The 20,697-nt window shown below is 61.6% G+C and carries 35 protein-coding genes; 31 read left to right on the top strand and 4 right to left on the bottom strand.

Features of this window, described 5'->3' with window-relative positions; genetic code table 11:
* The first annotated feature begins 284 nt into the window (after positions 1-284).
* The 29 genes from rpsJ (at position 285) to HJO_RS18010 (ending at position 17,144) form a co-directional block, all read left to right on the top strand.
* Entirely contained in the window at positions 285-605 is a 321-nt protein-coding gene (gene rpsJ, locus HJO_RS17065) for a 30S ribosomal protein S10 (protein ID WP_035619473.1), read from the top strand.
* Entirely contained in the window at positions 605-1,366 is a 762-nt protein-coding gene (gene rplC, locus HJO_RS17070) for a 50S ribosomal protein L3 (RefSeq protein WP_035619475.1), read from the top strand. Before rpsJ ends, rplC begins: the two co-directional genes overlap by 1 nt.
* The gene (gene rplD, locus HJO_RS17075) at positions 1,366-2,028 is read left to right on the top strand and encodes a 50S ribosomal protein L4 (RefSeq protein WP_035619477.1); all 663 of its coding nucleotides are present in this window, start codon (positions 1,366-1,368) and stop codon (positions 2,026-2,028) included. Before rplC ends, rplD begins: the two co-directional genes overlap by 1 nt.
* A 2-nt stretch (positions 2,029-2,030) precedes the next feature.
* Entirely contained in the window at positions 2,031-2,330 is a 300-nt protein-coding gene (locus HJO_RS17080; RefSeq protein ID WP_035619479.1) for a 50S ribosomal protein L23, read from the top strand.
* A gap of 16 nt (positions 2,331-2,346) precedes the next feature.
* Positions 2,347-3,177, top strand: coding sequence for a 50S ribosomal protein L2 (gene rplB, locus HJO_RS17085; protein ID WP_035619481.1), 831 nt, complete (start codon positions 2,347-2,349; stop codon positions 3,175-3,177).
* Between the two features lie 14 nt (positions 3,178-3,191).
* Positions 3,192-3,470, top strand: coding sequence for a 30S ribosomal protein S19 (gene rpsS, locus HJO_RS17090; protein WP_035619482.1), 279 nt, complete (start codon positions 3,192-3,194; stop codon positions 3,468-3,470).
* A 2-nt stretch (positions 3,471-3,472) separates the two neighbouring features.
* On the top strand, positions 3,473-3,862 hold the full coding sequence (gene rplV / locus HJO_RS17095) for a 50S ribosomal protein L22 (protein ID WP_035619484.1): 390 nt from the start codon (positions 3,473-3,475) through the stop codon (positions 3,860-3,862).
* Complete coding sequence (gene rpsC / locus HJO_RS17100) at positions 3,862-4,599, top strand: 30S ribosomal protein S3 (RefSeq protein ID WP_035619486.1); 738 nt, start codon at positions 3,862-3,864, stop codon at positions 4,597-4,599. Before rplV ends, rpsC begins: the two co-directional genes overlap by 1 nt.
* Before the next feature lie 3 nt (positions 4,600-4,602).
* Positions 4,603-5,019 (top strand): 50S ribosomal protein L16, encoded by a 417-nt coding sequence (rplP, locus tag HJO_RS17105; protein WP_035619488.1) that lies wholly within the window; start codon positions 4,603-4,605, stop codon positions 5,017-5,019.
* Between the two features lie 2 nt (positions 5,020-5,021).
* Complete coding sequence (rpmC, locus tag HJO_RS17110; RefSeq protein WP_035619489.1) at positions 5,022-5,222, top strand: 50S ribosomal protein L29; 201 nt, start codon at positions 5,022-5,024, stop codon at positions 5,220-5,222.
* 10 nt (positions 5,223-5,232) lie between these two features.
* A complete protein-coding gene (rpsQ, locus tag HJO_RS17115; RefSeq protein ID WP_035619490.1) occupies positions 5,233-5,478 on the top strand; it encodes a 30S ribosomal protein S17 in 246 nt (81 codons plus the stop codon).
* Positions 5,475-5,843: a 50S ribosomal protein L14 gene (gene rplN, locus HJO_RS17120; protein ID WP_034738431.1), complete on the top strand. Its 369-nt coding sequence runs from the start codon at positions 5,475-5,477 to the stop codon at positions 5,841-5,843. The genes rpsQ and rplN overlap by 4 nt, the downstream gene beginning before the upstream one ends.
* A 2-nt stretch (positions 5,844-5,845) precedes the next feature.
* Positions 5,846-6,163, top strand: a complete 318-nt coding sequence (gene rplX, locus HJO_RS17125; RefSeq protein WP_035619492.1) for a 50S ribosomal protein L24 — start codon at positions 5,846-5,848, stop codon at positions 6,161-6,163.
* Positions 6,156-6,710, top strand: coding sequence for a 50S ribosomal protein L5 (rplE, locus tag HJO_RS17130; protein WP_035619494.1), 555 nt, complete (start codon positions 6,156-6,158; stop codon positions 6,708-6,710). The genes rplX and rplE overlap by 8 nt, the downstream gene beginning before the upstream one ends.
* A 19-nt stretch (positions 6,711-6,729) precedes the next feature.
* Positions 6,730-7,035: a 30S ribosomal protein S14 gene (gene rpsN / locus HJO_RS17135; protein WP_035619495.1), complete on the top strand. Its 306-nt coding sequence runs from the start codon at positions 6,730-6,732 to the stop codon at positions 7,033-7,035.
* Between the two features lie 14 nt (positions 7,036-7,049).
* The gene (rpsH, locus tag HJO_RS17140; protein ID WP_035619498.1) at positions 7,050-7,445 is read left to right on the top strand and encodes a 30S ribosomal protein S8; all 396 of its coding nucleotides are present in this window, start codon (positions 7,050-7,052) and stop codon (positions 7,443-7,445) included.
* Between the two features lie 10 nt (positions 7,446-7,455).
* Positions 7,456-8,067 carry a 50S ribosomal protein L6 gene (gene rplF, locus HJO_RS17145; RefSeq protein ID WP_035619500.1) on the top strand — a complete coding sequence of 204 codons (612 nt, stop codon included), beginning with the start codon at positions 7,456-7,458 and terminating at the stop codon, positions 8,065-8,067.
* 4 nt (positions 8,068-8,071) lie between these two features.
* The gene (gene rplR / locus HJO_RS17150; RefSeq protein ID WP_035619502.1) at positions 8,072-8,434 is read left to right on the top strand and encodes a 50S ribosomal protein L18; all 363 of its coding nucleotides are present in this window, start codon (positions 8,072-8,074) and stop codon (positions 8,432-8,434) included.
* An 11-nt stretch (positions 8,435-8,445) separates the two neighbouring features.
* The gene (rpsE, locus tag HJO_RS17155; protein ID WP_035619504.1) at positions 8,446-9,024 is read left to right on the top strand and encodes a 30S ribosomal protein S5; all 579 of its coding nucleotides are present in this window, start codon (positions 8,446-8,448) and stop codon (positions 9,022-9,024) included.
* 14 nt (positions 9,025-9,038) lie between these two features.
* A complete protein-coding gene (gene rpmD, locus HJO_RS17160; protein ID WP_035619506.1) occupies positions 9,039-9,224 on the top strand; it encodes a 50S ribosomal protein L30 in 186 nt (61 codons plus the stop codon).
* 51 nt (positions 9,225-9,275) lie between these two features.
* On the top strand, positions 9,276-9,755 hold the full coding sequence (rplO, locus tag HJO_RS17165; protein WP_035619508.1) for a 50S ribosomal protein L15: 480 nt from the start codon (positions 9,276-9,278) through the stop codon (positions 9,753-9,755).
* A gap of 89 nt (positions 9,756-9,844) precedes the next feature.
* Positions 9,845-11,191: a preprotein translocase subunit SecY gene (gene secY / locus HJO_RS17170; protein ID WP_035619509.1), complete on the top strand. Its 1,347-nt coding sequence runs from the start codon at positions 9,845-9,847 to the stop codon at positions 11,189-11,191.
* On the top strand, positions 11,188-11,757 hold the full coding sequence (locus HJO_RS17175; RefSeq protein ID WP_035619511.1) for an adenylate kinase: 570 nt from the start codon (positions 11,188-11,190) through the stop codon (positions 11,755-11,757). The genes secY and HJO_RS17175 overlap by 4 nt, the downstream gene beginning before the upstream one ends.
* Before the next feature lie 146 nt (positions 11,758-11,903).
* The gene (gene rpsM / locus HJO_RS17180; RefSeq protein WP_035619513.1) at positions 11,904-12,272 is read left to right on the top strand and encodes a 30S ribosomal protein S13; all 369 of its coding nucleotides are present in this window, start codon (positions 11,904-11,906) and stop codon (positions 12,270-12,272) included.
* A gap of 12 nt (positions 12,273-12,284) precedes the next feature.
* Positions 12,285-12,677, top strand: coding sequence for a 30S ribosomal protein S11 (gene rpsK / locus HJO_RS17185; RefSeq protein ID WP_034738444.1), 393 nt, complete (start codon positions 12,285-12,287; stop codon positions 12,675-12,677).
* Positions 12,678-12,736: 59 nt separating this feature from the next.
* On the top strand, positions 12,737-13,780 hold the full coding sequence (locus HJO_RS17190) for a DNA-directed RNA polymerase subunit alpha (protein WP_035619515.1): 1,044 nt from the start codon (positions 12,737-12,739) through the stop codon (positions 13,778-13,780).
* A gap of 51 nt (positions 13,781-13,831) precedes the next feature.
* Positions 13,832-14,254, top strand: coding sequence for a 50S ribosomal protein L17 (rplQ, locus tag HJO_RS17195; protein WP_035619517.1), 423 nt, complete (start codon positions 13,832-13,834; stop codon positions 14,252-14,254).
* A 357-nt stretch (positions 14,255-14,611) separates the two neighbouring features.
* On the top strand, positions 14,612-15,823 hold the full coding sequence (locus HJO_RS17200; RefSeq protein WP_035619519.1) for an RtcB family protein: 1,212 nt from the start codon (positions 14,612-14,614) through the stop codon (positions 15,821-15,823).
* A gap of 253 nt (positions 15,824-16,076) precedes the next feature.
* The gene (locus HJO_RS18010) at positions 16,077-17,144 is read left to right on the top strand and encodes a hypothetical protein (protein WP_051618756.1); all 1,068 of its coding nucleotides are present in this window, start codon (positions 16,077-16,079) and stop codon (positions 17,142-17,144) included.
* Between the two features lie 50 nt (positions 17,145-17,194).
* Here HJO_RS18010 and arsC read toward each other — a convergent pair whose 3' ends face one another.
* Complete coding sequence (arsC, locus tag HJO_RS17210) at positions 17,195-17,593, bottom strand: arsenate reductase (glutaredoxin) (RefSeq protein ID WP_035619600.1); 399 nt, start codon at positions 17,591-17,593, stop codon at positions 17,195-17,197.
* 166 nt (positions 17,594-17,759) lie between these two features.
* Positions 17,760-18,098: an ArsR/SmtB family transcription factor gene (locus HJO_RS17215; protein ID WP_035619521.1), complete on the bottom strand. Its 339-nt coding sequence runs from the start codon at positions 18,096-18,098 to the stop codon at positions 17,760-17,762.
* A 103-nt stretch (positions 18,099-18,201) separates the two neighbouring features.
* Between HJO_RS17215 and HJO_RS17220 the strand changes: the two genes are divergently transcribed.
* Complete coding sequence (locus tag HJO_RS17220; protein WP_035619523.1) at positions 18,202-18,804, top strand: HD domain-containing protein; 603 nt, start codon at positions 18,202-18,204, stop codon at positions 18,802-18,804.
* Positions 18,805-18,808: 4 nt separating this feature from the next.
* On the opposite strand, the gene HJO_RS17225 is transcribed toward HJO_RS17220, so the two are convergent.
* Positions 18,809-19,177 carry a Kazal-type serine protease inhibitor domain-containing protein gene (locus HJO_RS17225; RefSeq protein ID WP_035619525.1) on the bottom strand — a complete coding sequence of 123 codons (369 nt, stop codon included), beginning with the start codon at positions 19,175-19,177 and terminating at the stop codon, positions 18,809-18,811.
* A gap of 62 nt (positions 19,178-19,239) precedes the next feature.
* On the bottom strand, positions 19,240-20,160 hold the full coding sequence (locus HJO_RS17230; protein ID WP_035619527.1) for an SDR family NAD(P)-dependent oxidoreductase: 921 nt from the start codon (positions 20,158-20,160) through the stop codon (positions 19,240-19,242).
* A gap of 154 nt (positions 20,161-20,314) precedes the next feature.
* Between HJO_RS17230 and HJO_RS17235 the strand changes: the two genes are divergently transcribed.
* Positions 20,315-20,683, top strand: a complete 369-nt coding sequence (locus tag HJO_RS17235; RefSeq protein WP_035619529.1) for a VOC family protein — start codon at positions 20,315-20,317, stop codon at positions 20,681-20,683.
* The last annotated feature ends 14 nt before the right edge of the window (positions 20,684-20,697 follow it).

Consider the following 20,697-nt stretch of genomic DNA (forward strand, 5'->3'; position numbering starts at 1 on the left):
CGGGATAGGGTTGGGCAAGGGTGGGGAGAGGGGGCTTTTGGAGGCGCTGGAGCAGCGTGGCGTCCGGCCCCGCAAAGGCGGGCAGCAAATGCCTGCAAATTCCCCGTTTCGTCTGTTGACGCAGCCGATTCCTTCCCATAGAAGCACCAATTCGCCGGGAAGGCCGCGCTTGATTAGCGAACGCTCCCTCGAAACTGACAATTTAACCTCCACCCAACCCGGGCGCTCGATGCTGACGAGCCATCGCCCTGGGCTAAAGTGTTTTGTGCGGACGGACGAGAACGATGGAACGACAAAATATCCGGATCAGGCTGAAAGCCTTCGATCACCGCGCCCTCGATATGTCGGCGAAAGAGATCGTGAACACGGCCAAGCGCACCGGCGCAGAAGTGAAGGGCCCGATTCCACTCCCGACCCGTATCGAGCGCTTCACCGTCAACCGCTCACCGCACGTCGACAAGAAGTCGCGCGAGCAGTTCGAGGTCCGCACTCACAAGCGCATCCTCGACATCGTGGACCCGACCCCGCAAACGGTCGACGCCCTGATGAAGCTCGACCTGTCGTCGGGCGTTGGCATTGAAATCAAGCTTGAGGGAGCTCGCTAATGGCTCTTCCAGCCCCCCGTTCCGGCGTGCTGGCCCGCAAACTGGGCATGACGCGCGTATTCGATGAAAACGGTCGCCACATTCCCGTGACGGTCCTGTCTCTCGATGGTTGCCAGGTCGTTGGCCTGCGCACCGAAGACGAGCGCAAGGTCACGACGAAGAAGGGTGGCGAAGTCACCCGCACGGACGGCTACAAGGCTGTCATCCTTGGTGCTGGCGACAAGAAAGCCAAGCGCACGAACAAGGCTCTTCGCGGCCAGTTCGCAAAAGCCGGCGTGGCGCCGAAAGCGAAGCTGAAAGAGTTCCGCGTCTCGGGCGACCTGCCGGAAATCGGCGCCGAGGTCCTTGCTGACCATTTCGTGCCCGGCCAGAAGGTCGACGTATCGAGCAACGCGATCGGCAAGGGTTTTGCCGGCGCGATGAAGCGCTGGAACTTCGGCGGCCTGCGTGCCACGCACGGCGTGTCGATCTCGCACCGCTCGCACGGTTCGACTGGTATGAACCAGGATCCGGGCCGCGTGTTCAAGAACAAGAAGATGGCCGGCCACCTCGGTACCGACCGTATCACCACCCAGAACCTGACGGTTGTGCGCACCGATGTCGAGCGCGGCCTGATCCTCGTGAAGGGCGCTGTGTCCGGTCACGATGGTTCGTTCGTGGAAATCCGCGACGCCGTGAAGAAAGCCCTGCCGGCCGATGCGCCTGCAGCCGGTTCCTTCCGGTCGGCAAACGCTCCTGCCCAGACAGAGGGTGCTGAATAATGGAACTCGCAGTCAAAACCCTCGCCGGCAAAGCCGCCGGAAAGATCACGCTCGATGACGCGATCTTCGGTATCGAGGACATCCGCAAGGACCTCCTTCACCGCACGGTTCGCTGGCAGCTGGCCAAGCGCCAGGCCGGCACGCACAAGACCCAGTCGCGGTCTGAAGTGTCCGTGACCACGAAAAAGTCGATCCGCCAGAAGGGTTCGGGCGGCGCACGCCACGGCTCGCGCAACGCTCCGATCTTTGTCGGCGGCGGCGTGGCCCACGGCCCGCGTGTCCGCAGCCATGCGCATGACCTTCCCAAGAAGGTCCGCAAGCTGGCGCTGGCTCACGCCCTGTCGTCGAAAGTTGTGACCGACTCGATCCTGGTGATCGACATGGCATCGCTCACCTCGCCGAAGACCAAGGAACTGGCCGCCCAGTTCGCTGGCCTCGGTATCGAGAATGCGCTGATCATTTCCGGCATCACGGTTGATGAGAATTTCGCCAAGGCCGCACGCAACATCCCGAACGTGGATGTCCTGCCGGTCGCCGGCCTGAACGTGTACGACGTCCTGCGCCGCAAGACGCTGGTCATCACGAAGGAAGCAGCTGAAGGCATTCAGGCCCGCTTCGACGGCACGCTGGCCCAACCCGCAATCGCAGCAGAGGCTGAATAGTCATGGCTGACCCGAAACAACACCATTACGACGTCATCCGTCGCCCGATCATCACCGAGAAATCGACGCTGGTCGCGGAAGAGAACAAGATCGTCTTCGAAGTGTCCATGGACGCGACGAAGAAGTCGATCAAGGAGGCCGTCGAGGCCCTGTTCAAGGTTGATGTCACCAAGGTCAACACGCTGCTCCAGAAGGGCAAGACGAAGCGTTTCAAAGGCCATCTCGGTCGTCGTAATGACGTCAAGAAGGCTGTTGTCACGCTTGCCGAAGGCCAATCTGTCGACATTTCGACAGGCCTGTAGGGGAAGGACGTAGAAAATGGCACTCAAGACATTCAACCCAACTTCCCCAGGCCGTCGCCAGCTCGTGCTGGTCGACCGCTCGGACCTGCACAAGGGCAAGCCCGTCAAGGCGCTGACCGAAGGCCTGTCCAACAAGGGTGGCCGCAACAACCGTGGCCGTATTACCGCCCGCCGCATCGGTGGTGGCGCCAAGAAGCTTTACCGCAAGGTCGACTTCAAGCGCACGCGCTGGGACATGCCTGCTGTCGTCGAACGGCTGGAATATGACCCGAACCGCACGGCGTTCATCGCGCTGATCAAGTACGAGGACGGCCTGCTGTCCTACATCATCGCGCCACAGCGCCTTGAAGTGGGCGATACGGTTGTCACGTCTGCCACGGCCGACATCAAGCCGGGCAACACGCTGCCGCTGAAGAACATCCCGGTCGGCACGATCATCCACAATATCGAGCTGAAGCCCCAGAAGGGCGCACAGATGGTCCGCTCCGCCGGCACCTATGCCCAGCTGGTTGGTCGCGATGGTGGTTATGCCCAGATCAAGCTGACGTCCGGCGAGCTTCGCATGGTGCTCGACACCTGCCTGGCCACGATCGGCGCCGTCTCGAACCCGGACAACATGAACCAGGTCTTCTCGAAGGCCGGCCGCAGGCGTCACATGGGCAAGCGCCCGTCTGTCCGCGGTGTTGTCATGAACCCTGTCGACCACCCGCACGGTGGTGGTGAAGGCAAGTCGTCCGGCGGTCGTCACCCAGTGACGCCATGGGGCAAGAAAACCCGCGGTCCCAAGACCCGCACCAACAAAGCGACGGATCGCCTGATCATCCGCCGCCGTAACGCGAAACGCTAGAGGAGCCGCGAGACATGTCACGTTCTGTCTGGAAAGGCCCATTTGTCGACGGCTATCTGCTGAAGAAGGCCGAGGAAGCGCGCGCCGCTGAAAAGCGCACGGTCATCAAGACCTGGTCGCGCCGTTCGACAATCCTGCCAAACTTCATCGGCCTGAACTTCCAGGTCCATAACGGCAACAAGTTCATCCCGGTCACGGTCTCGGAAGAGATGGTCGGCCACAAGTTTGGCGAGTTTGCACCGACCCGTACGTTCTACGGTCACGGCGCGGACAAGAAAGCGAAGCGGAAGTAGTCATGAGCAAGGCTAAAAATCCTCCGAAGCAGGCTGCCAACGAATCGCGCGCCGTTCTGCGCATGTATCGTTCGAGCCCACAGAAGCTGAACCTTCTGGCCCAGCAGATCCGCGGCATGCCGGTCGAGCGGGCGCTTGCCCAGCTGCAGTTTTCGCCGAAGCGTCCTGCCAAGGACGTTCGCAAACTGCTGCAGAGCGCGATCGCGAACGCAGAAAACAATCACGGCCTCGACATCGACAGTCTCATCGTTGCCGAAGCCCACGTCGGCAAGAACATGGTGATGAAGCGTATCCGGGCCCGTGCACGCGGCCGGGCAGCGCGCATCCTGAAGCCGTTCGCGCAAGTTACAATTGTCCTTCGTGACACAAGCATGGAAGCGGAGGCTGCCTGATGGGCCAGAAAGTCAACCCGATCGGTTTTCGTCTCGGCATCAACCGGATGTCCGACAGCCGCTGGTACGCAGATAGCGCCGAATTCGGCCACCTGCTGCACCAGGACCTCGCGATCCGCAAGGCGATCCGCCAGAAGCTGAAGCAGGCCGGCATTTCGAAGATCATCATCGAGCGGCCGCACAAGAAGTGCCTGATCACGATCCACACGGCCCGTCCGGGCCTGGTGATCGGCAAGAAGGGCGGCGACATCGAGGTGCTCCGCAAGGAACTGTCCAAGATGACGACGGATGAGGTTCGCGTGAACCTCGTCGAGATCCGCAAGCCGGAAATCGACGCCACGCTGATCGCCGACGACATCGCACGCCAACTGGAGCGCCGGGCATCGTTCCGCCGCACCATGAAGCGGTCGATCCAGTCGGCCATGCGCCTCGGCGCCCAGGGTATCCGCGTGATGGTTGCCGGTCGCCTCGGCGGCGCGGAAATCGCCCGCACCGAGCAGTATGCAGAAGGCTCCGTGCCGCTGCACACACTGCGCGCCGACATCGATTACGGCACCGCTGAAGCCCAGACGACCTACGGTATCATTGGTATCAAGGTCTGGGTCTACAAGGGTGAGATCATGGAACATGACCCGATGGCCCAGGACAAGCGCCTGGAAACGTCCGGTCAGTCCCGTGCCCGTGCCAATGCAAACCAACGCGGACCGGCGACCGGTACGCAAGCCGCCGGAGCGTAAGAGATGCGTCAACCGAAGCGAACCAAGTTCAGGAAGGCCTTCAAGGGCCGGATCAATGGAACGGCCAAAGCCGGCTTCACGCTGGCATTCGGCGAGTTCGGCCTGAAGGCGCTCGAGCCCGAGCGTGTGACGGCCCGCCAGATCGAAGCGACCCGCCGGGCCGTGACGCGCTACATGAAGCGTCAGGGCAAGGTATGGATCCGCGTGTTCCCGGATGTGCCTGTGTCGGCCAAGCCGATCGAGGTCCGGATGGGTAAGGGCAAGGGCTCGGTCGACCGTTGGGTTGCCCGTGTGTCGCCCGGCCGGATCATGTTCGAGATCGATGGTGTTCCGGAAGATATCGCCCGCGAGGCGCTGCGCCTCGGTGCTGCCAAGCTTCCTATCAAGACCAAAGTGGTCAAACGGATTGAGGGGATCTGATCATGAAAACCTCTGATGTCAGAAACAAAAGCGCTGACCAGCTCAAAGACGAGCTCGTTAAGCTGAAAAAGGAACAGTTCAACCTGCGTTTCCAGGCGGCCACCGGCCAACTGGAAAAAACGGCCCGTGCCAAGGAAGTCCGCCGCGACATCGCTCGCGTGAAGACGATCCTTCGCGAACAGGCCCTGGCAGGCAAGGCTTAGGAGAGAGAGCATGCCAAAGCGTATCATGGAAGGCGTCGTTGTCTCGACCAAGCAGGACAAGACCGCCATCGTTCGCGTCGAACGTACCTTCACCCATCCGGTGATGAAGAAGATCGTTCGTCGTTCGAAAAAGTATCACGCCCATGACGAAGGCAATGTCGCCGTCGAGGGTCAGATCGTAACCATCCAGGAATGCCCGCCGCACTCCAAGCTGAAGCGTTGGGAACTTGTTTCCGGCCAAGGGAGTGACGCATGATCCAGATGCAATCAAATCTCCGCGTTGCCGACAATTCCGGCGCGCGCCGTGTCCAGTGCATCAAGGTGCTGGGCGGTGCCGGTCGTCGTTACGCGTCGGTGGGTGACGTCATTGTCGTCTCCATCAAGGAAGCGATCCCGACGGGCCGCGTGAAGAAGGGTGACGTCCGCAAGGCCGTCGTCGTTCGCGTCGCCAAGGACATCAATCGTGCGGACGGATCGACCATCCGTTTCGACTCCAATGCCGCCGTGCTCATCAACAATAATGGTGAGCCGATCGGAACCCGCGTTTTTGGTCCGGTCCCGCGCGAACTTCGCGGCAAGAACCAGGTCAAGATCGCCAATATGGCGCCGGAGGTTTTGTAGTCATGGCTGCGAAGATCAAAAAAGGTGACACGGTTGTCGTGATCGCAGGGCGGAACAAGGGCTCGAAAGGCGAAGTACTGAAAGTGCTCGTCGACGAGAACCGGGTTGTCGTCCGTGGCGTGAACGTCGTGAAGCGTCACCAGAAACCAACACAGATGGACCCGGGCGGCATCAAGAATTTTGAAGCGCCGATCCATGTGTCCAATGTCGCAATAGCCGATCCGCGCGATGGCAAGCCCGTCCGCGTCGGCTTCAAGATTGATGAGCATGGCCGCAAGACGCGGTTTGCCAAGCGTTCAGGGGAATCCATCGATGTCTAAGGCATACGAACCCCGTCTCAAAACGAGATACCGCGATGAGATCCGGGGCAAACTGCAGGAGCAGTTCAGCTACTCGAACCCGATGCAGGTTCCTAAACTCGACAAGGTCGTGATCAACATGGGCGTGGGCGAAGCCGTCTCCGACTCCAAGAAGATCAAGGCGGCCCTGGCCGAGCTGGAACTGATCGCGGGCCAGAAGCCTGTCGCCACCAAGGCCCGCAAGTCGATCGCCGGCTTCAAGCTGCGCGAAGGCATGCTGATTGGCTGCAAGGTCACGCTCCGTCGTGACCGGATGTTCGAGTTTCTTGACCGCCTGACCAACATTGCGCTTCCGCGCGTGAAGGACTTCCGCGGCCTGAACGGCAAGAGCTTCGATGGCATGGGCAACTATGCCATGGGTCTCAAAGAACACATCGTTTTCCCGGAGATCGCCTACGATCAGGTGGAAGACATTCGCGGTATGGACATCATTGTCTGCACCACCGCCGCAACCAACGAAGAAGCCAAGGCACTCCTCGCGGAGTGTGGCTTCCCGTTCCGGAACTAGCGCCAGGAGATCTGCTGATATGGCAAAGAAGAGCGCAATCGAGAAGAACAAGCGGCGCCAGAAGCTTGTTGCCCGCTATGCGGACAAGCGCGCCGAATTGAAGGCTATCGCGATGGACGAGAACCTGTCGCTTGAGGAACGTTTCAAAGCGCGTCTCAAGCTGGCTGAGTTGCCTCGCAATTCCGCGCCCAGCCGTGTTCGCAATCGCTGCGAGGTTACCGGGCGTCCGCGCGGTTACTATCGTAAATTCAAGATGTCGCGGATCGCGCTTCGGGACCTTGGGTCCACGGGCATGATCCCCGGTCTCGTGAAATCCAGCTGGTAGGGAGGAGAAGCTAAATGAACCTTTCTGATCCCCTCGGCGACATGTTGACCCGCATCCGGAACGCCCAGATGCGCGGCATGTCGAAAGTAGTCACCCCGGCGTCGAAAATCCGCGCCCACGTCCTGGATGTCCTCATTGAAGAGGGTTACATCCGCGGCTACGTGGAAGTGGAAAAAGACGGCCACAAGAACCTTGAAGTCGAGCTCAAATATTACGAGGGCCAACCGGTCATCTCGGAGATCAAACGGATCTCCAAGCCGGGCCGCCGCGTGTATTCTTCGGTCTCTGACATTCCGCTCGTGCGCAATGGCCTTGGCATTTCAATCCTGTCGACTTCGCAGGGTGTTATGTCGGACAATGCTGCCCGGACGAAGAATGTCGGCGGCGAAGTGCTCTGCCGGGTATTCTAGGAGAGCGCTGATGTCACGTATTGGAAAACTCGCAATCCCGGTTCCGAACGGCACGACGGTCTCCGTCGATGGCCAGACGATCACGGCGAAAGGCCCGAAGGGCGAAATGACCTTCACGGTCGCTGAAGTGATCACGCCGAAGCTCGAGGATAACGAGCTTACGGTGTCGCCACGCGCGGACCTGGTGAAGGCGGCCGAAGACCGCATCGCCCAGGAAAAGGCACGCGGTCGTCGCCTGCCGACATTCGCCGAAGCGCTCGATTCGACGGCACGCACCCAGTGGGGAACCGCACGGGCCCGCGCTGCCAACATGGTGCACGGTGTGTCCGAAGGCTTTACCAAGTCGCTGGAACTCGTCGGCGTCGGCTATCGTGCACAGATGCAGGGCAGTGACCTGAAACTGGCGCTCGGCTTCTCGCACGATGTGATCTACAAGGCACCGCACGGCATTACGCTGGCTTCGTCGAAGCCGACAGAAGTCGTGATCACCGGCGCTGACAAGCAGTCCGTTGGCCAGGTTGCCGCTGAAATCCGCAAGTATCGTCCGCCAGAGCCGTACAAAGGCAAGGGTATCCGCTACACCGGCGAATATGTCCGCCGCAAGGAAGGCAAGAAGAAGTAAGCCGATGAAAAGTTCACGCGAAAAAATGCAGCGCCGCGCCCAGCGCGTCCGTGCCAAGCTCCGCAAGGTCGCCGAAGGGCACCTGCGCCTTTCGGTTGCGCGCAGCCACAAGAACATCTCCGCCCAGATCATCGATGACGAAAAGGGCGTAACGCTCGCTTCGGCTTCGACGCTGGAGAAGGATGTCCTGGGCAAGGCCAAGACCGGCGCAGACTCTGCTGCCGCGGCCCTCGTTGGCAAGGTGCTCGCCGAGCGCGCCAAGAAGGCCGGTATCGAGGACGTCGTGTTCGATCGCGGCGGCTACATGTTCCACGGCCGGGTGAAAGCCCTGGCAGACGCCGCCCGTGAGGGCGGTCTCAAATTCTAAGGAGAGGCCCTATGGCTGAAGAAAGAGGACGAGGCCGCCGTCGCGATCGTGAGGAAGAATCTTCCGAGATCGTCGACAAGCTGGTCGGCATCAATCGCGTCGCCAAGACGGTGAAGGGCGGCAAGAATTTCGGTTTTGCCGCGCTCGTCGTGGTTGGTGACCAGAAGGGCCGCGCCGGCTTCGGCAAGGGCAAGGCTCGCGAAGTGCCAGAAGCAATCCGCAAGGCGACAGAAGAAGCCAAGCGCAACATGGTCCGCGTGCCACTGCGCGAAGGCCGTACGCTGCATCATGACGGCAAGGGCCGTCACGGCGCTGGCAAGGTCGTGCTGCGTGCAGCGCCTCCGGGAACGGGCGTGATCGCCGGTGGCCCGATGCGCGCCGTGATGGAAGTGCTCGGCGTCCAGGATGTCGTTGGCAAGTCGATCGGTTCGTCGAACCCTTACAACATGGTTCGCGCCACGTTCGACGCGCTCAAGGAACAGGCCAGCCCCCGTACGGTGGCGTCCAAGCGCGGCATGAAGGTTCAGGATGTTGTCGGTCGCCGGACCGATGGCGCGTCCGAAGCCGGCATGGCTGACGCGGTCAACTAGAAGGGCAGATCCACATGGCTAAGAAAATGCTCACCGTCCGCCAGAAGGCCAGTCCGATCGGCCGTGACCCCAGCCAGCGCCAGACGCTGATGGGACTCGGTCTGAACAAGATCGGCCGGACGAAGGAACTTGAAGACACGGCGCCGGTTCGCGGCATGATCCGCAAAGTGGCCCACCTGGTCGAGGTGGTTGGCGAGTAGCGATTTGCGCCGCCGGCCTCCTCAAACAACAGAATATCGGAAGATAGAGCGATGAAACTCAACGATTTGTCCCCCGCAGAGGGCTCCACCAAGAACCGCATGCGTGTTGGTCGCGGTGTTGGCTCGGGTAAAGGCAAGACAGCCGGTCGCGGCGTCAAGGGTCAGAAGGCGCGTTCCGGCGTGGCCGTGAATGGCTTCGAAGGCGGCCAGATGCCGATCTACATGCGTCTGCCAAAGCGCGGTTTCACCGCTCGCAATTCCAAGTCCCACGCCTGGATCAACCTCGGACGCCTGTCGAAAGCGATCGAAGAGGGCAAGCTGGACGCAAAGAACGTGACCGAGGAAACCCTCATGGCTGCAGGCCTGGTCAACAAGCTTGGCGACGGTGTTCGCCTGCTGGCCAAGGGTGATGCGCCTAAAAAGGTCAACATTACAGTGACGGGTGCCTCGAAAGCGGCCATCGAAGCGGTCGAAAAGGCCGGCGGATCCGTCACCGTGACCGGGCCCAGGAAAGACACAGCTGAAGTTTAATCAGCTGATTTTTCCGGATACCCCTTCACAAACATAGTTTCGCCGCCGATTTTGGCGGCGAACGCTTTTTCAGGGAGGCTCTCCAGCCGATGGCGAATGCAGCAGAACAAATGGCTCGGAACGTCAATTTTTCGAGCTTTGGAAAGGCCAAGGACCTGCAGGGACGTCTCCTGTTCACCCTTGGTATCCTCGTCCTGTTCCGCCTCGGTACGTTCATCCCGATCCCCGGGCTCGACCCGGGCCAGTATGCCAGCCTCTTCGCCAGCCAGTCGGGCGGCATTCTCGGCTCGATGAACCTGTTCTCCGGCGGCGCTGTCGAACGGATGGGCATATTCGCGCTCAACGTGATGCCCTACATCACGGCGTCGATCATCATCCAGATGATGACCTCGGCCTCGCCGACACTTGAAAAGCTCAAGAAGGAAGGCGAATCGGGGCGCAAGCAGATCAACCAGTACACGCGCTACCTGACGCTGGGTTTCGCGCTGGTCCAGTCATTCGCGATTGCCGGTGGCCTGTCGGCCGTGCGGCTGGAAGGCATTTCCGCGCCCTTCTTCATCCTGACGGGCGTTGTCACGCTGACCGGCGGCACCATGCTGCTGATGTGGATGGGTGAGCAGATCACCGCCCGCGGCATCGGCAACGGCATCTCGCTGATCATCTTCGCGGGTATCGTGGCAGAGCTGCCGCGCGCCATCTTCAACCTGGTCACGCAGGCCCGGACGACATCGGTGAACGTGGCCTTCGTGGTCGGCATCGCGGTCATGGTCCTGGCCCTCGTGATGTTCATCGTGTTCATGGAGCGCTCGCAACGGCGCCTCCTGATCCAGTATCCCAAGCGCCAGCAGGCCCACGGATTTGCACAGGGCCAGCGCAGCTTCCTGCCGCTGAAAATCAACACATCCGGGGTGATTCCCCCGATCTTCGCGTCGGCCCTGCTGATGCTGCCGATGACGGCCATCGGTTTCCTCGGTGGCAATGCGGCCGATGCGGGCGCCAGCGGCATGCTCGGGTTCCTGGCGACTCACTTCTCGCCGGGCTCGTGGACCTACATCATCACGCAAGCCGTTCTGATCGCCTTCTTCTGTTTCTTCTACACGTCGATCATGTTCAATCCGGAAGAGACGGCCGATAACCTGCGCAAGTATGGTGGCTTCATTCCGGGCATCCGGCCGGGGTCGAATACCGCCGCCTATATCGACTATGTCCTGACGCGCCTCACTACGATCGGTGCCATCTACCTGGTCTTCGTTTGTATCCTGCCCGAACTGCTGCGTCGCTATTACCCAGAGATTCCCTTCTATATTGGTGGGACATCCCTACTCATTGTGGTTTCTGTCACGATGGATACGGTAACGCAGATTCAGTCCCATTTGATCGCGCATCAATATGAGGGCATGATCAAGAAATCGAAGGTCGGGGGCCGCAAGAAATGAATTTGATACTGTTCGGCCCGCCAGCGGCCGGCAAGGGCACGCAATCGAAACGCCTGGTCAGGGAGCGCGGATTCGTCCAGCTGTCGACTGGCGACATGCTGCGGGCGGCCCGTGCGTCCGGCTCTGAACTCGGCCAGCGTGTTTCCAAGATCATGGATGAAGGCGGCCTTGTGTCGGACGAGATCGTGATTGCCCTCATCGACGAGCAGCTGGAGGTCCAGGCGGGCGCTCCGGGGTTCATTTTCGACGGCTTTCCACGCACGGTTGGCCAGTCCGAAGCGCTCGACATGCTGCTGGAATCGCGCGGCTGCGCGGTGGACCGTGTCATCCGCCTCCTGGTGGATGATGACAAGCTGCTGACGCGCGTCACCAAGCGGTTCAATGAAGAGGGACGCAAGGACGACAATCCGGAGACTTTCTCCCGCCGACTGGAAAAATATTACGAAGATACAGCGCCCTTGCTGCCGATTTATGCCGAACGGGGCATCCTCGTGGAAATCGACGGAATGGGAACTGAAGACCAGGTCGCATCGGAAATTGATGCGGCCCTGAAACAGACCGCCTAAAGCTGGGATTCCGCTGTTGACGCGGAAGTTTGTGAGGTTATAAGCCTCACTTCTTAGCTTAAGGCTTAATCGCCAGTGCGCGACGGGGCGGAATCCGCCCCCTTGCGCTCTTTTATGTTTGAACTATCGCTCCAGGAGTAACGGCTTTGGCCCGTATTGCAGGCGTTAACATCCCGACCAATAAGCGCGTGGAAATCGCGCTGCGTTATATTCACGGCATTGGTCCAGCCATGGCGCGCGAAATCATCGAAAAAGTGGGCGTTGAGCCTGCACGCCGCGTCAGCGAGCTGTCCGACGCCGAAGTCATTCGCATCCGCGAAGCGATCGACGCCGACTACATGGTCGAGGGCGACCTTCGCCGCGACGTGTCAATGAACATCAAGCGCCTGATGGACCTGGGTTGCTACCGTGGCCTGCGCCACCGTCGCAAGCTGCCGGTTCGCGGCCAGCGTACCCATACGAATGCCCGCACCCGCAAGGGCCCGGCGAAGCCGATCGCCGGCAAGAAGAAATAGGATCAGACCGACATGGCCCGCGATACAACCACACGAGTCCGCCGCAGAGAGCGCAAGAACATCACCTCGGGTGTTGTTCATGTGAACTCGAGCTTCAACAACACGATGGTCACGATCACCGACGCGCAGGGAAATGCGATTTCCTGGTCGTCTTCGGGCGTTGTCGGCTTCAAGGGCTCGCGCAAGTCGACGCCTTATGCGGCGCAGATGGCCGCTGAAGACGCTGCCAAGAAGGCCCAGGAGCACGGGCTCCAGACGGTCGAAGTCAACGTGCGCGGCCCCGGTTCGGGCCGTGAGAGCGCCCTGCGTGCATTGCAGGCTGTCGGCCTTACCGTGACGTCGATCAACGACACGACGCCGATCCCGCACAACGGGTGCCGCCCGCCGAAGCGCCGCCGCGTCTGAATTAACTCAAATCCTGCGGCGCACTTTGCGCCGCTTGCCGCTTTCAAGGAACGTCGCCCATGGCTGACAAAGAGCTTATCTCCGTCAACGACCGCAACTGGAAAGAGCTGATCCGTCCTAACCGTCCTGTTGTTCAGGCCGGATACGACACCAAGCGCAAGGCCAAGCTGGTCATCGAACCGCTTGAGCGCGGCTACGGCACGACGCTCGGCAATGCGCTGCGTCGCGTCCTTCTCTCCTCGCTCCAGGGTGCTGCGATCATCGGCGTCCAGATCGACGGCGTTGTTCACGAGTTCTCCGCGATCCCGGGCGTGCGTGAAGACGTCACCACGATCGTGCTGAACCTGAAGCAGGTCGCCCTGTTCATGGAATCCGATACGCCCAAGCGCATGGTGCTGAAGGCGAAAGGTCCGGGCGAAGTCAAGGCTGGCCAGATCGAGACGCCGGCCGACAGCAAGGTTCTCAACCCCGACCTCGTCATCTGTACGCTGGACGAGGGCGCAGAAGTCCGCATGGAATTCACTGTCGCAACCGGCAAGGGCTATGTGCCTGCCGACGCGCACCGTCCTGAAGACGCCCCGATCGGTTATATTCCGATTGACGCGATCTACAGCCCGGTCCGCCGCGTCGCCTACCTGGTCGAAGACACGCGTGAAGGCACCGTGCTGGACTATGACAAGCTGACACTCGACATCGATACGGATGGATCGGTCACGCCGGAAGACGCGGTGGCTTATGCCGCGCGCATCCTGCAGGACCAGCTCCAGCTGTTCATCAATTTCGAAGAGCCGACCCTCGAAGTGGGCCAGGCTGCAGAAGAAACCGACCTCGGCTTCAATCCCGTCCTCCTCAAGAAGGTCGACGAGCTGGAACTGTCCGTGCGTTCGGCGAACTGCCTGAAGAACGACAATATCGTCTATATTGGCGACCTCATCCAGAAATCCGAAGCAGAGATGCTGCGCACGCCGAACTTCGGCCGCAAGTCACTGAACGAGATCAAGGAAGTCCTCGCTGGCATGGGCCTGCATCTCGGCATGGAAGTGCCGGATTGGCCGCCTGAAGATATTGAAGGCCTTGCCAAGAAATACGACGACCACCTATAGGACCCGATCAATCTGATTACGGAGGCTTGATCACCTCCAGAGGACACGACAATGCGCCACGGAATAGCCCATCGCAAACTGAACAAGACGAGCTCGCACCGCAAGGCGATGTTCGCCAATATGGCGGCGAGTCTGATCACGCACGAACAGATCACGACGACCCTGCCCAAGGCCAAGGAAATGGCCCCCCTGATGGACAAGCTGATCACGCTTGCCAAGAAGGGTGACCTGTCTGCACGCCGCCAGGCCATCTCGAAAGTCCGCGACGAGGATGCTGTCCGCAAGCTGTTTGACGTGATGGGCGACCGTTACAAGGACCGCAGCGGTGGTTACACGCGCGTGATGAAAGCCGGCTTCCGCCAGGGCGATAACGCGCCGGTGGCCGTGCTCGAACTGGTTGACCGTGACGAGACAGCCAAGGGCGCTGCCGACAAGGTGCGCCATCAGGCCGAACTGGATGCGATGGACGAATAGTCCCGCTGAAGTTTGTCAGAAAGATCAAAAGCCCCGGACGGTTTCGTCCGGGGCTTTTTGCTTTTTTGCTTGACGGGTCCCGGGACTTCCATCATACGGCGCATCCCTTCAGCTACGGAGATACCGATGACCCGGTGTACCAATCAGCCAGAGACCAAGTTCGGCGCGCAGGATCTGCGCGGCGAATGCGTTCGCATGGAGGAAGCTGGATAGGACTGGGTGTCAGTCCGCAGATCGGGAAACCGGTTTTTGTCCGCCCTCCGCGCTTGTCGCCCGGAGGGTTTTTTATGTCTTTCACCCGAAGGGAACCGCGGAGGGCTTGTCAGGAGGAGCCTGGAGACCCCAGACTTTGGAACGATGAGTGAATTTGACGTTTTCGAAACCAGCGCCGGTGGGCGCATCAAGGCCTGGGTGAAGGGTGTGCCTGTCGAGGATGGCGCCCGGCGCCAGCTTGAGAATGTGGCGGGCCTGCCGTTCATTCACTCGCACCTGGCCGTGATGCCCGACGTGCATTTCGGCCGCGGCGCGACTGTCGGGTCGGTCATTCCCACACGGGGAGCGATCATCCCGGCAGCGGTCGGCGTCGATATCGGCTGCGGCATGATGGCGATCGGGACCAGCCTGACGGCGAGCGACCTGCCGGACGGCCTGGCGGCCATTCGCAGCGAGATCGAGCGCAAGGTGCCGGTCGGCAACGGCCCCCGCGGGAACCACAAGGACACCCCGGCGCGCGCGGCAACGGCGCTGCGCAAGTCGGGTCTTGTGGAACGGCTGGAGGCCATCACGGCCAGGCACACGCGCATCCGGCGCACGGCATTCGCCCAGCAGCTCGGCTCGCTCGGGGGTGGCAACCACTTCATCGAGCTCTGCCTCGACGAGGTGGACCGCGTCTGGGTGATGCTGCATTCCGGCTCGCGGGGAACCGGCAACGTGATCGGAACCTACTTCATCCAGGAAGCCCGTGAGGCGCTGGAGAAGCGGGTGCTCGGCTACCATGTGCCGGACAAGGACCTCGCCTTCTTCGTGGAAGGCGAAGACCTGTTTGCCGATTATGTGGACGCTGTCGGTTGGGCGCAGGACTATGCGCGTCTCAACCGGGAAGTGATAATGGACCGTGTACTGATGGTGCTTCGCGACATGTTTCCGGCGTTCACGCTGGATAAGCAGGCGGTGAACTGCCACCACAACTATGTGGAGTGGGAGCATCACTTCGGCGCTGACATCTGGGTCACCCGCAAGGGCGCCGTGCGCGCCGGCGAGGGTGAGCTGGGCATCATTCCGGGGTCGATGGGGGCGAAGTCCTTCATCGTTCGCGGGAAGGGCAACGCGGAGTCGTTCTGCTCGTGCGCGCACGGTGCAGGGCGGGCGATGTCGCGCTCCGAAGCCAAGCGCCGGTTCACGCTGGAAGACCATGTCGCGGCAACCGCGGCCGTCGAATGCCGGAAAGATACCGGCGTGATTGACGAAACGCCGATGGCCTACAAGGACATCGACGCCGTCATGGCGGCGCAGGGCGACCTGGTGGAGATTGTCCACACGCTTCGCCAGGTGGTTTGCGTCAAAGGTTGACAGTTAACCATCAGTGGCGTTATACGCCGCACCTCGTTGCCGGGCCGTCCGTGAAGGGATGGCCCGGCAACCCAACCGGAAGAGACCTGAGATGAAGCTGAGTTGTACACACACGCCCAGCTCCTCGCGATTGCGGGGAGCGCTGTCAGCCTCCCCCGCGCTTTGGCCGGTGGACGCCTGACCTCGCATTGAAACCTTGAATCGGTTCCGGCGCAGCCCTGCCTGCGCGGAGCGTTTTGAAAGGAGGTGGATCATGGGCGCGCCCATGACCCTGCTGCCTGCGTATCCGAAAGGACGCGCAGCAGTGCAGACGCCATTGCTCGGCTACCTGGCCGGGCCGCACGCAGGCCGCATCGCTGCTGCCTGGCCCGCGCCGCACGCCGGGTTCCTGACCCTGCCTGCAGCCCGACGCCATGCTGCAGCCATCCTGCTCGGTGATGGCGCTGGCGTTCGCAGCGCGGACATTGTCCGCCTTGTCGAGCGGGGCCGTGACCGGGACGTCGCGCACCTCCTGGTGAGCGGCGAAGCACCGGGTGGCCTGATGAAGGCGCTCGGCCGGCTCGGGGAAGTGCTCTGGAAGGCGGGCGACTATGCCCGCTTCCTCGCCCTCTTCAGCGAGGACGAGGCCGGGCGTGTGCTGCGTCACATGCCGGTCATTGCCGCCGACAGGCTGCAGCTGATTGGTGTGTTGCCGGCCGCGCTGCGCCAGGCCGGGATCATCTCCCACCTGCCAAGCGATCCGCTTGCAGTGGAAGATCTCGCCGAAGCGTTCGGTCTTGCGCTCCGCATTCACGGAGCCGGGGCTGCGGCGAGCATTGCCCAGCGCTGGAACCGCGCAAGCGACATGCCTGGCCTGTTCCAGATGGCTGCCGACGCGCTGGAGCCGGTGCAGTTCGGGCAGGTTCTGCCTGTGCCGCGCCTGCCTGAGGCGTTCGTGCCTGTCGCGGACAGCAAGTCGCTGGTCCGTGTCGCGTTGGACTTCCGCAACTGCCTGCGGGATTTCGCGGGCGACCTTGCCGCCGGGCGCATGGCCGTGTTCACGCTCCGCGAGGGGATGGAACCGGTGGCCATTGCCCTGCGGCAGGACCCGGCCGGTTGGCGGCTTGCGGAGGTGAAGGCCCGCCAGAACGAGGACGTCAGCGATGAAGCGTTGCGGCGCATCATTGCTGCGCTCCGCCCGGCGGGTGTTCGCACCGGCGAATCGACCTGGGTCCTGGCTCGCCGGCTGTGCGGACATGAGTACGAGCGGAGCGGGGCTTCCGATCCGCTCGAATGGCCGACCTGGCGCGACCGGATCGCGCTTGGTTCCCTCTGGGACTGAGGCGTCTGACGGAAAGCCCCTTCTCCAATCGGAGGAGGGGCTTTCTTGTTTCAGCGCCGGATGACTTCGCCATCTTCCTTGGTGAAGGTGGCGGGCGGGGTGTCGAGCAGGTCGTAAACCCGCTCGGACGGACGGCACAGGCGGGTACCTTTGGGGGACACCACAATGGGCCGGTTCACGAGGATCGGGTGTTCAAGCATGGCATCGATCAGCGCCGCATCGCTGACAGCGGGGTCCGTGAGGCCCAGGTCTTCCGCGGGGCTCTTGGAGGTGCGCAGCACGTCGCGCGCCGTGAGGCCCATATTGGCGAGCAAGGTGCGCAGGAGGTCTCGTGTCCAGCCGGTGTCGAGATAGGGCACAATTTGCGGCTCGACACCGCTGGCGCGGATCATGGCGAGCGTGTTGCGCGACGTTCCGCAGGCGGGGTTGTGATAGATGGTTACGGTCATGCGGGGGCCCTCCTGAAAAGCCATGAACAAAGCGGTACAGCGGTGATTGCGGCAGCGACCTGCGCCGTGATGAACCCGGGACCTGACGCTGGTTCAATGCCTGCGAATGTGGCGTTGCAGGTGCGGGCGAGACTGCCGGCGGCGGATATATTCCTGCCCGGCATGGCTAGCAGCACGCTGCGCGGGCGACCGCATCGGCGATCGGCGCGCAGATATCGGGGCGGCCAGCGCAGCAGTCTTCGAGCAGGTAGACGATGAGATCGCTCATCGCATCCTGATTGGCTGCGTAGACGATCGAGCGTCCATCACGCCGGCGCGTCAGCAAGCCGGCCTGGGCGAGCAGCGTGAGCTGGGCGGAGAGCGTGTTCGGCGCGACGTCAAGCAGGCGCGCGATGTCGCCGGCGGGCAATCCGGCGGGGCCGCAGCGGATGAGGCACCGGAACACGGCCAGGCGGTTCGGCTGGGCGAGGGCGGAGAGGCGCTGGACAGCAAGATTCGATTCCATATTTCAACGAATATGGAAGTATGGCCGCCTGTCAACAACCTGCCCTTTGCGCCGGCGCCGGGGCGGGTTACACTGGACGCAAACGATCAGGGAGAGACACGGCATGGCCGACGGACAGGATATGGGCGAACGCGCGAAGTTCCGCGAAATGCTGGAAGGCACGCAGGAAGACTGGGGCATCATTGCCAGCCACGCGAAGGACTTCAACAAGGGCCTCGCCAAGCGGGTGCTGGACCATCTGCGCCTGCTGGACGGCGATTATGGCGGCTTCCCGGTCGATCGGCTGACGCATTCCCTGCAGACTGCGACGCGCGCACATCGCGACGGGCGGGACGAGGAATACGTGGTCTGTGCGCTGCTGCACGACATCGGTGACACGCTGGGCAGCTATAACCACCCGGACGTCGCGGCCGCGATCCTGAAGCCGTTCGTGTCGGAGGCCAACCTGTTCATGGTGGCCAATCACGGCGCGTTCCAAGGCTACTATTTCTTCGAATACCTTGGTCTCGACAAGAACATGCGCGAGCAGTTCAAGGACAGCCCGCACTACGAATACTGCGCGCAGTTCTGCCACCTGTATGATCAGGCCGCCTTCGATCCGGACTATGAAAGCGAATCACTGGAGTTCTTCACGCCGATGGTCGAACGGGTCTTCTCCCGTCCGGTGAATTCCATGTACCTGAAAGCCCTGCAGGAAAAAGCCTGACGGCCTAGCCCGTACAGGCACCCTTCGTGGCAACGCTCGTGCCGTCGGCATGGGCTTCGCACGTATTCGGATAGGTCTTGCCGTTACAGCCGCAAACCGGCGCGTATTCCCGCGTGCAGAAGGGCGTGATTTCCGCGCAGACGCCTGCGGCATCAGCCGTGGTGACGCAGGCGCCGTCTTCGAACTTGCAGAAAAAGCCCTCTTCGCACTGCAGCCCGGCAATGCCGCCGCAGGTTTCACCTTCCGCACTGATCGGCAGTGCCTGGATGGCGGGTTCGACGGCATCGACATTTGTCTCGGAACTGGACGGCGCGCTGCAGGCAGACACGATCAGAAGTGCAGAAATCACAAAGGCTGGAACAGTAAGACGCATTGATTACCCTTTATAGCGTATGAGGGGAAACCTGCCCTTTAAACTCGCCTGGGGCAAGCCTCTCAGGCTGTCGTCCCTGCGGCAACCAGCGCGAATATGTTCTGGCCATGCTCTGCGCCGGACTGGAAGGCCGGGCGGGTCTTGGACGTGTCGGTGATCTGGTCCCATTTGGCGGCGACCGCCTCGGCTGTCAGGGCATCGCCGTGGCCGACGAAGGCACCTTCGGTTTCGACGATCCGGGCCATCGAGAAGGCACCGGCACCGGCCGACAGGATCAGGCCCGACGGCGCGTCGTCCTTCACAAGGTTCATCACGCCGGGCGTGACATATTCCGGCTTCAGCTGGTCCAGAACCGCTTGCGGCATCAGGCCTTCTGTCATGCGGGTCGCGGCAATCGGGCAGACCGCGTTGATCTTGATGTTGTTCTTGGCGCCTTCGATCTTCAGCGTGTTCATCATGCCGACGACACCCAGCTTGGCGGCACCGTAATTGGCCTGGCCGAAATTGCCGTAGAGCCCGGTTGACGACGTGGTCACGACGAGGCGGCCGTAATTCTGTTCCTTCATGATGTTCCATGCCGCATGGATCGGCATGAACGAGCCGCGCAGGTGGACGTCGATCACCAGGTCGATATCGGCCTGGGTCATCTTGGAGAAGGACTTGTCGCGCAGGATGCCGGCATTGGCGATCAGGATATCGATGCGGCCGAATTTCGACATCGTGTCGTCGATCATTTTCTGGACGCCCTTTTCGTCCGCGACGGACGAGCCGTTGGCGATGGCTTCACCGCCGAGCGCTTCGATTTCCTTGACCACGGCCTCGGCTGCGGCCGAATTGCCGCCTGTGCCATCCATGCTGGCGCCGAGATCGTTGATGACCAGTTTCGCGCCGCGGCGGGCAAGCTCGAGCGCATGGCACCGGCCAAGGCCACCGCCGGCTCCGGTAACGATAGCGACGCGGCCGTCAAAGCGAATATCGGACATGGGAATACTCCTGCATTTGCAACAAATCGATCTGGGCGGTTCACAACAGACGTTCACGTAAACGTCAAGGTGCCGCCGCTGCGTCATATCTTGCCCTGACCCAGCGTCCGTGATTGCGTACCAAAACAGAACGCACGCAAAAGGAGGAATCGACATGCTCGCGTATGTGACACTTGGATCAAATGACAAGGAGAAGGCACTGGCCTTCTACGACGCTGTTCTCGGCGAATTGGGCGCCAAGCGGTTCTTCGCCAATGACCGCCTGCAATTCTACGGCGTCGGCCCTGGCCAGCCGATGATCGCCATCGGCGATCCCTTTGACAAGGACGCGGCCACCTGCGGCAATGGCGTGATGCCGGCCCTCGCGGCGCCCGACAATGCCACCGTCGACCGCGTCTACAACAAGGCGATCAGCCTTGGCGCGGTGGACGAAGGCGCACCCGGCAACCGGACGCCGAACTTCTACGGTGCCTATTTCCGCGACCCCGACGGCAACAAGCTCTGCGTCTGCAAGCTCGGCTGAGTCCGCTTCAGGAG

The organism is Hyphomonas johnsonii MHS-2 (genome assembly GCF_000685275.1).
Lineage (GTDB): Bacteria > Pseudomonadota > Alphaproteobacteria > Caulobacterales > Hyphomonadaceae > Hyphomonas > Hyphomonas johnsonii.

What these genes read in the sequence shown, in the direction of transcription:
- rplF (WP_035619500.1), top strand. Translation starts at nt 7,456, where the DNA reads ATGTCACGTATTGGAAAACTCGCAATCCCGGTTCCGAACGGCACGACG.
- rplD (WP_035619477.1), top strand. Translation starts at nt 1,366, where the DNA reads ATGGAACTCGCAGTCAAAACCCTCGCCGGCAAAGCCGCCGGAAAGATC.
- HJO_RS18010 (WP_051618756.1), top strand. Translation starts at nt 16,077, where the DNA reads ATGGGCGCGCCCATGACCCTGCTGCCTGCGTATCCGAAAGGACGCGCA.
- HJO_RS17225 (WP_035619525.1), bottom strand. Translation starts at nt 19,177, where the DNA reads ATGCGTCTTACTGTTCCAGCCTTTGTGATTTCTGCACTTCTGATCGTG.
- HJO_RS17215 (WP_035619521.1), bottom strand. Translation starts at nt 18,098, where the DNA reads ATGGAATCGAATCTTGCTGTCCAGCGCCTCTCCGCCCTCGCCCAGCCG.
- arsC (WP_035619600.1), bottom strand. Translation starts at nt 17,593, where the DNA reads ATGACCGTAACCATCTATCACAACCCCGCCTGCGGAACGTCGCGCAAC.
- rplC (WP_035619475.1), top strand. Translation starts at nt 605, where the DNA reads ATGGCTCTTCCAGCCCCCCGTTCCGGCGTGCTGGCCCGCAAACTGGGC.
- HJO_RS17235 (WP_035619529.1), top strand. Translation starts at nt 20,315, where the DNA reads ATGCTCGCGTATGTGACACTTGGATCAAATGACAAGGAGAAGGCACTG.
- rpsQ (WP_035619490.1), top strand. Translation starts at nt 5,233, where the DNA reads ATGCCAAAGCGTATCATGGAAGGCGTCGTTGTCTCGACCAAGCAGGAC.
- rplV (WP_035619484.1), top strand. Translation starts at nt 3,473, where the DNA reads ATGAGCAAGGCTAAAAATCCTCCGAAGCAGGCTGCCAACGAATCGCGC.
- rplO (WP_035619508.1), top strand. Translation starts at nt 9,276, where the DNA reads ATGAAACTCAACGATTTGTCCCCCGCAGAGGGCTCCACCAAGAACCGC.
- rpsN (WP_035619495.1), top strand. Translation starts at nt 6,730, where the DNA reads ATGGCAAAGAAGAGCGCAATCGAGAAGAACAAGCGGCGCCAGAAGCTT.
- rplN (WP_034738431.1), top strand. Translation starts at nt 5,475, where the DNA reads ATGATCCAGATGCAATCAAATCTCCGCGTTGCCGACAATTCCGGCGCG.
- rplR (WP_035619502.1), top strand. Translation starts at nt 8,072, where the DNA reads ATGAAAAGTTCACGCGAAAAAATGCAGCGCCGCGCCCAGCGCGTCCGT.
- HJO_RS17175 (WP_035619511.1), top strand. Translation starts at nt 11,188, where the DNA reads ATGAATTTGATACTGTTCGGCCCGCCAGCGGCCGGCAAGGGCACGCAA.
- secY (WP_035619509.1), top strand. Translation starts at nt 9,845, where the DNA reads ATGGCGAATGCAGCAGAACAAATGGCTCGGAACGTCAATTTTTCGAGC.
- rpsK (WP_034738444.1), top strand. Translation starts at nt 12,285, where the DNA reads ATGGCCCGCGATACAACCACACGAGTCCGCCGCAGAGAGCGCAAGAAC.
- HJO_RS17200 (WP_035619519.1), top strand. Translation starts at nt 14,612, where the DNA reads ATGAGTGAATTTGACGTTTTCGAAACCAGCGCCGGTGGGCGCATCAAG.
- rpmC (WP_035619489.1), top strand. Translation starts at nt 5,022, where the DNA reads ATGAAAACCTCTGATGTCAGAAACAAAAGCGCTGACCAGCTCAAAGAC.
- rpsC (WP_035619486.1), top strand. Translation starts at nt 3,862, where the DNA reads ATGGGCCAGAAAGTCAACCCGATCGGTTTTCGTCTCGGCATCAACCGG.
- rpmD (WP_035619506.1), top strand. Translation starts at nt 9,039, where the DNA reads ATGGCTAAGAAAATGCTCACCGTCCGCCAGAAGGCCAGTCCGATCGGC.
- HJO_RS17080 (WP_035619479.1), top strand. Translation starts at nt 2,031, where the DNA reads ATGGCTGACCCGAAACAACACCATTACGACGTCATCCGTCGCCCGATC.
- rplB (WP_035619481.1), top strand. Translation starts at nt 2,347, where the DNA reads ATGGCACTCAAGACATTCAACCCAACTTCCCCAGGCCGTCGCCAGCTC.
- rpsS (WP_035619482.1), top strand. Translation starts at nt 3,192, where the DNA reads ATGTCACGTTCTGTCTGGAAAGGCCCATTTGTCGACGGCTATCTGCTG.
- HJO_RS17220 (WP_035619523.1), top strand. Translation starts at nt 18,202, where the DNA reads ATGGCCGACGGACAGGATATGGGCGAACGCGCGAAGTTCCGCGAAATG.
- rplX (WP_035619492.1), top strand. Translation starts at nt 5,846, where the DNA reads ATGGCTGCGAAGATCAAAAAAGGTGACACGGTTGTCGTGATCGCAGGG.
- rpsJ (WP_035619473.1), top strand. Translation starts at nt 285, where the DNA reads ATGGAACGACAAAATATCCGGATCAGGCTGAAAGCCTTCGATCACCGC.
- rplQ (WP_035619517.1), top strand. Translation starts at nt 13,832, where the DNA reads ATGCGCCACGGAATAGCCCATCGCAAACTGAACAAGACGAGCTCGCAC.
- rplE (WP_035619494.1), top strand. Translation starts at nt 6,156, where the DNA reads ATGTCTAAGGCATACGAACCCCGTCTCAAAACGAGATACCGCGATGAG.
- rpsE (WP_035619504.1), top strand. Translation starts at nt 8,446, where the DNA reads ATGGCTGAAGAAAGAGGACGAGGCCGCCGTCGCGATCGTGAGGAAGAA.
- rplP (WP_035619488.1), top strand. Translation starts at nt 4,603, where the DNA reads ATGCGTCAACCGAAGCGAACCAAGTTCAGGAAGGCCTTCAAGGGCCGG.
- rpsH (WP_035619498.1), top strand. Translation starts at nt 7,050, where the DNA reads ATGAACCTTTCTGATCCCCTCGGCGACATGTTGACCCGCATCCGGAAC.
- HJO_RS17230 (WP_035619527.1), bottom strand. Translation starts at nt 20,160, where the DNA reads ATGTCCGATATTCGCTTTGACGGCCGCGTCGCTATCGTTACCGGAGCC.
- HJO_RS17190 (WP_035619515.1), top strand. Translation starts at nt 12,737, where the DNA reads ATGGCTGACAAAGAGCTTATCTCCGTCAACGACCGCAACTGGAAAGAG.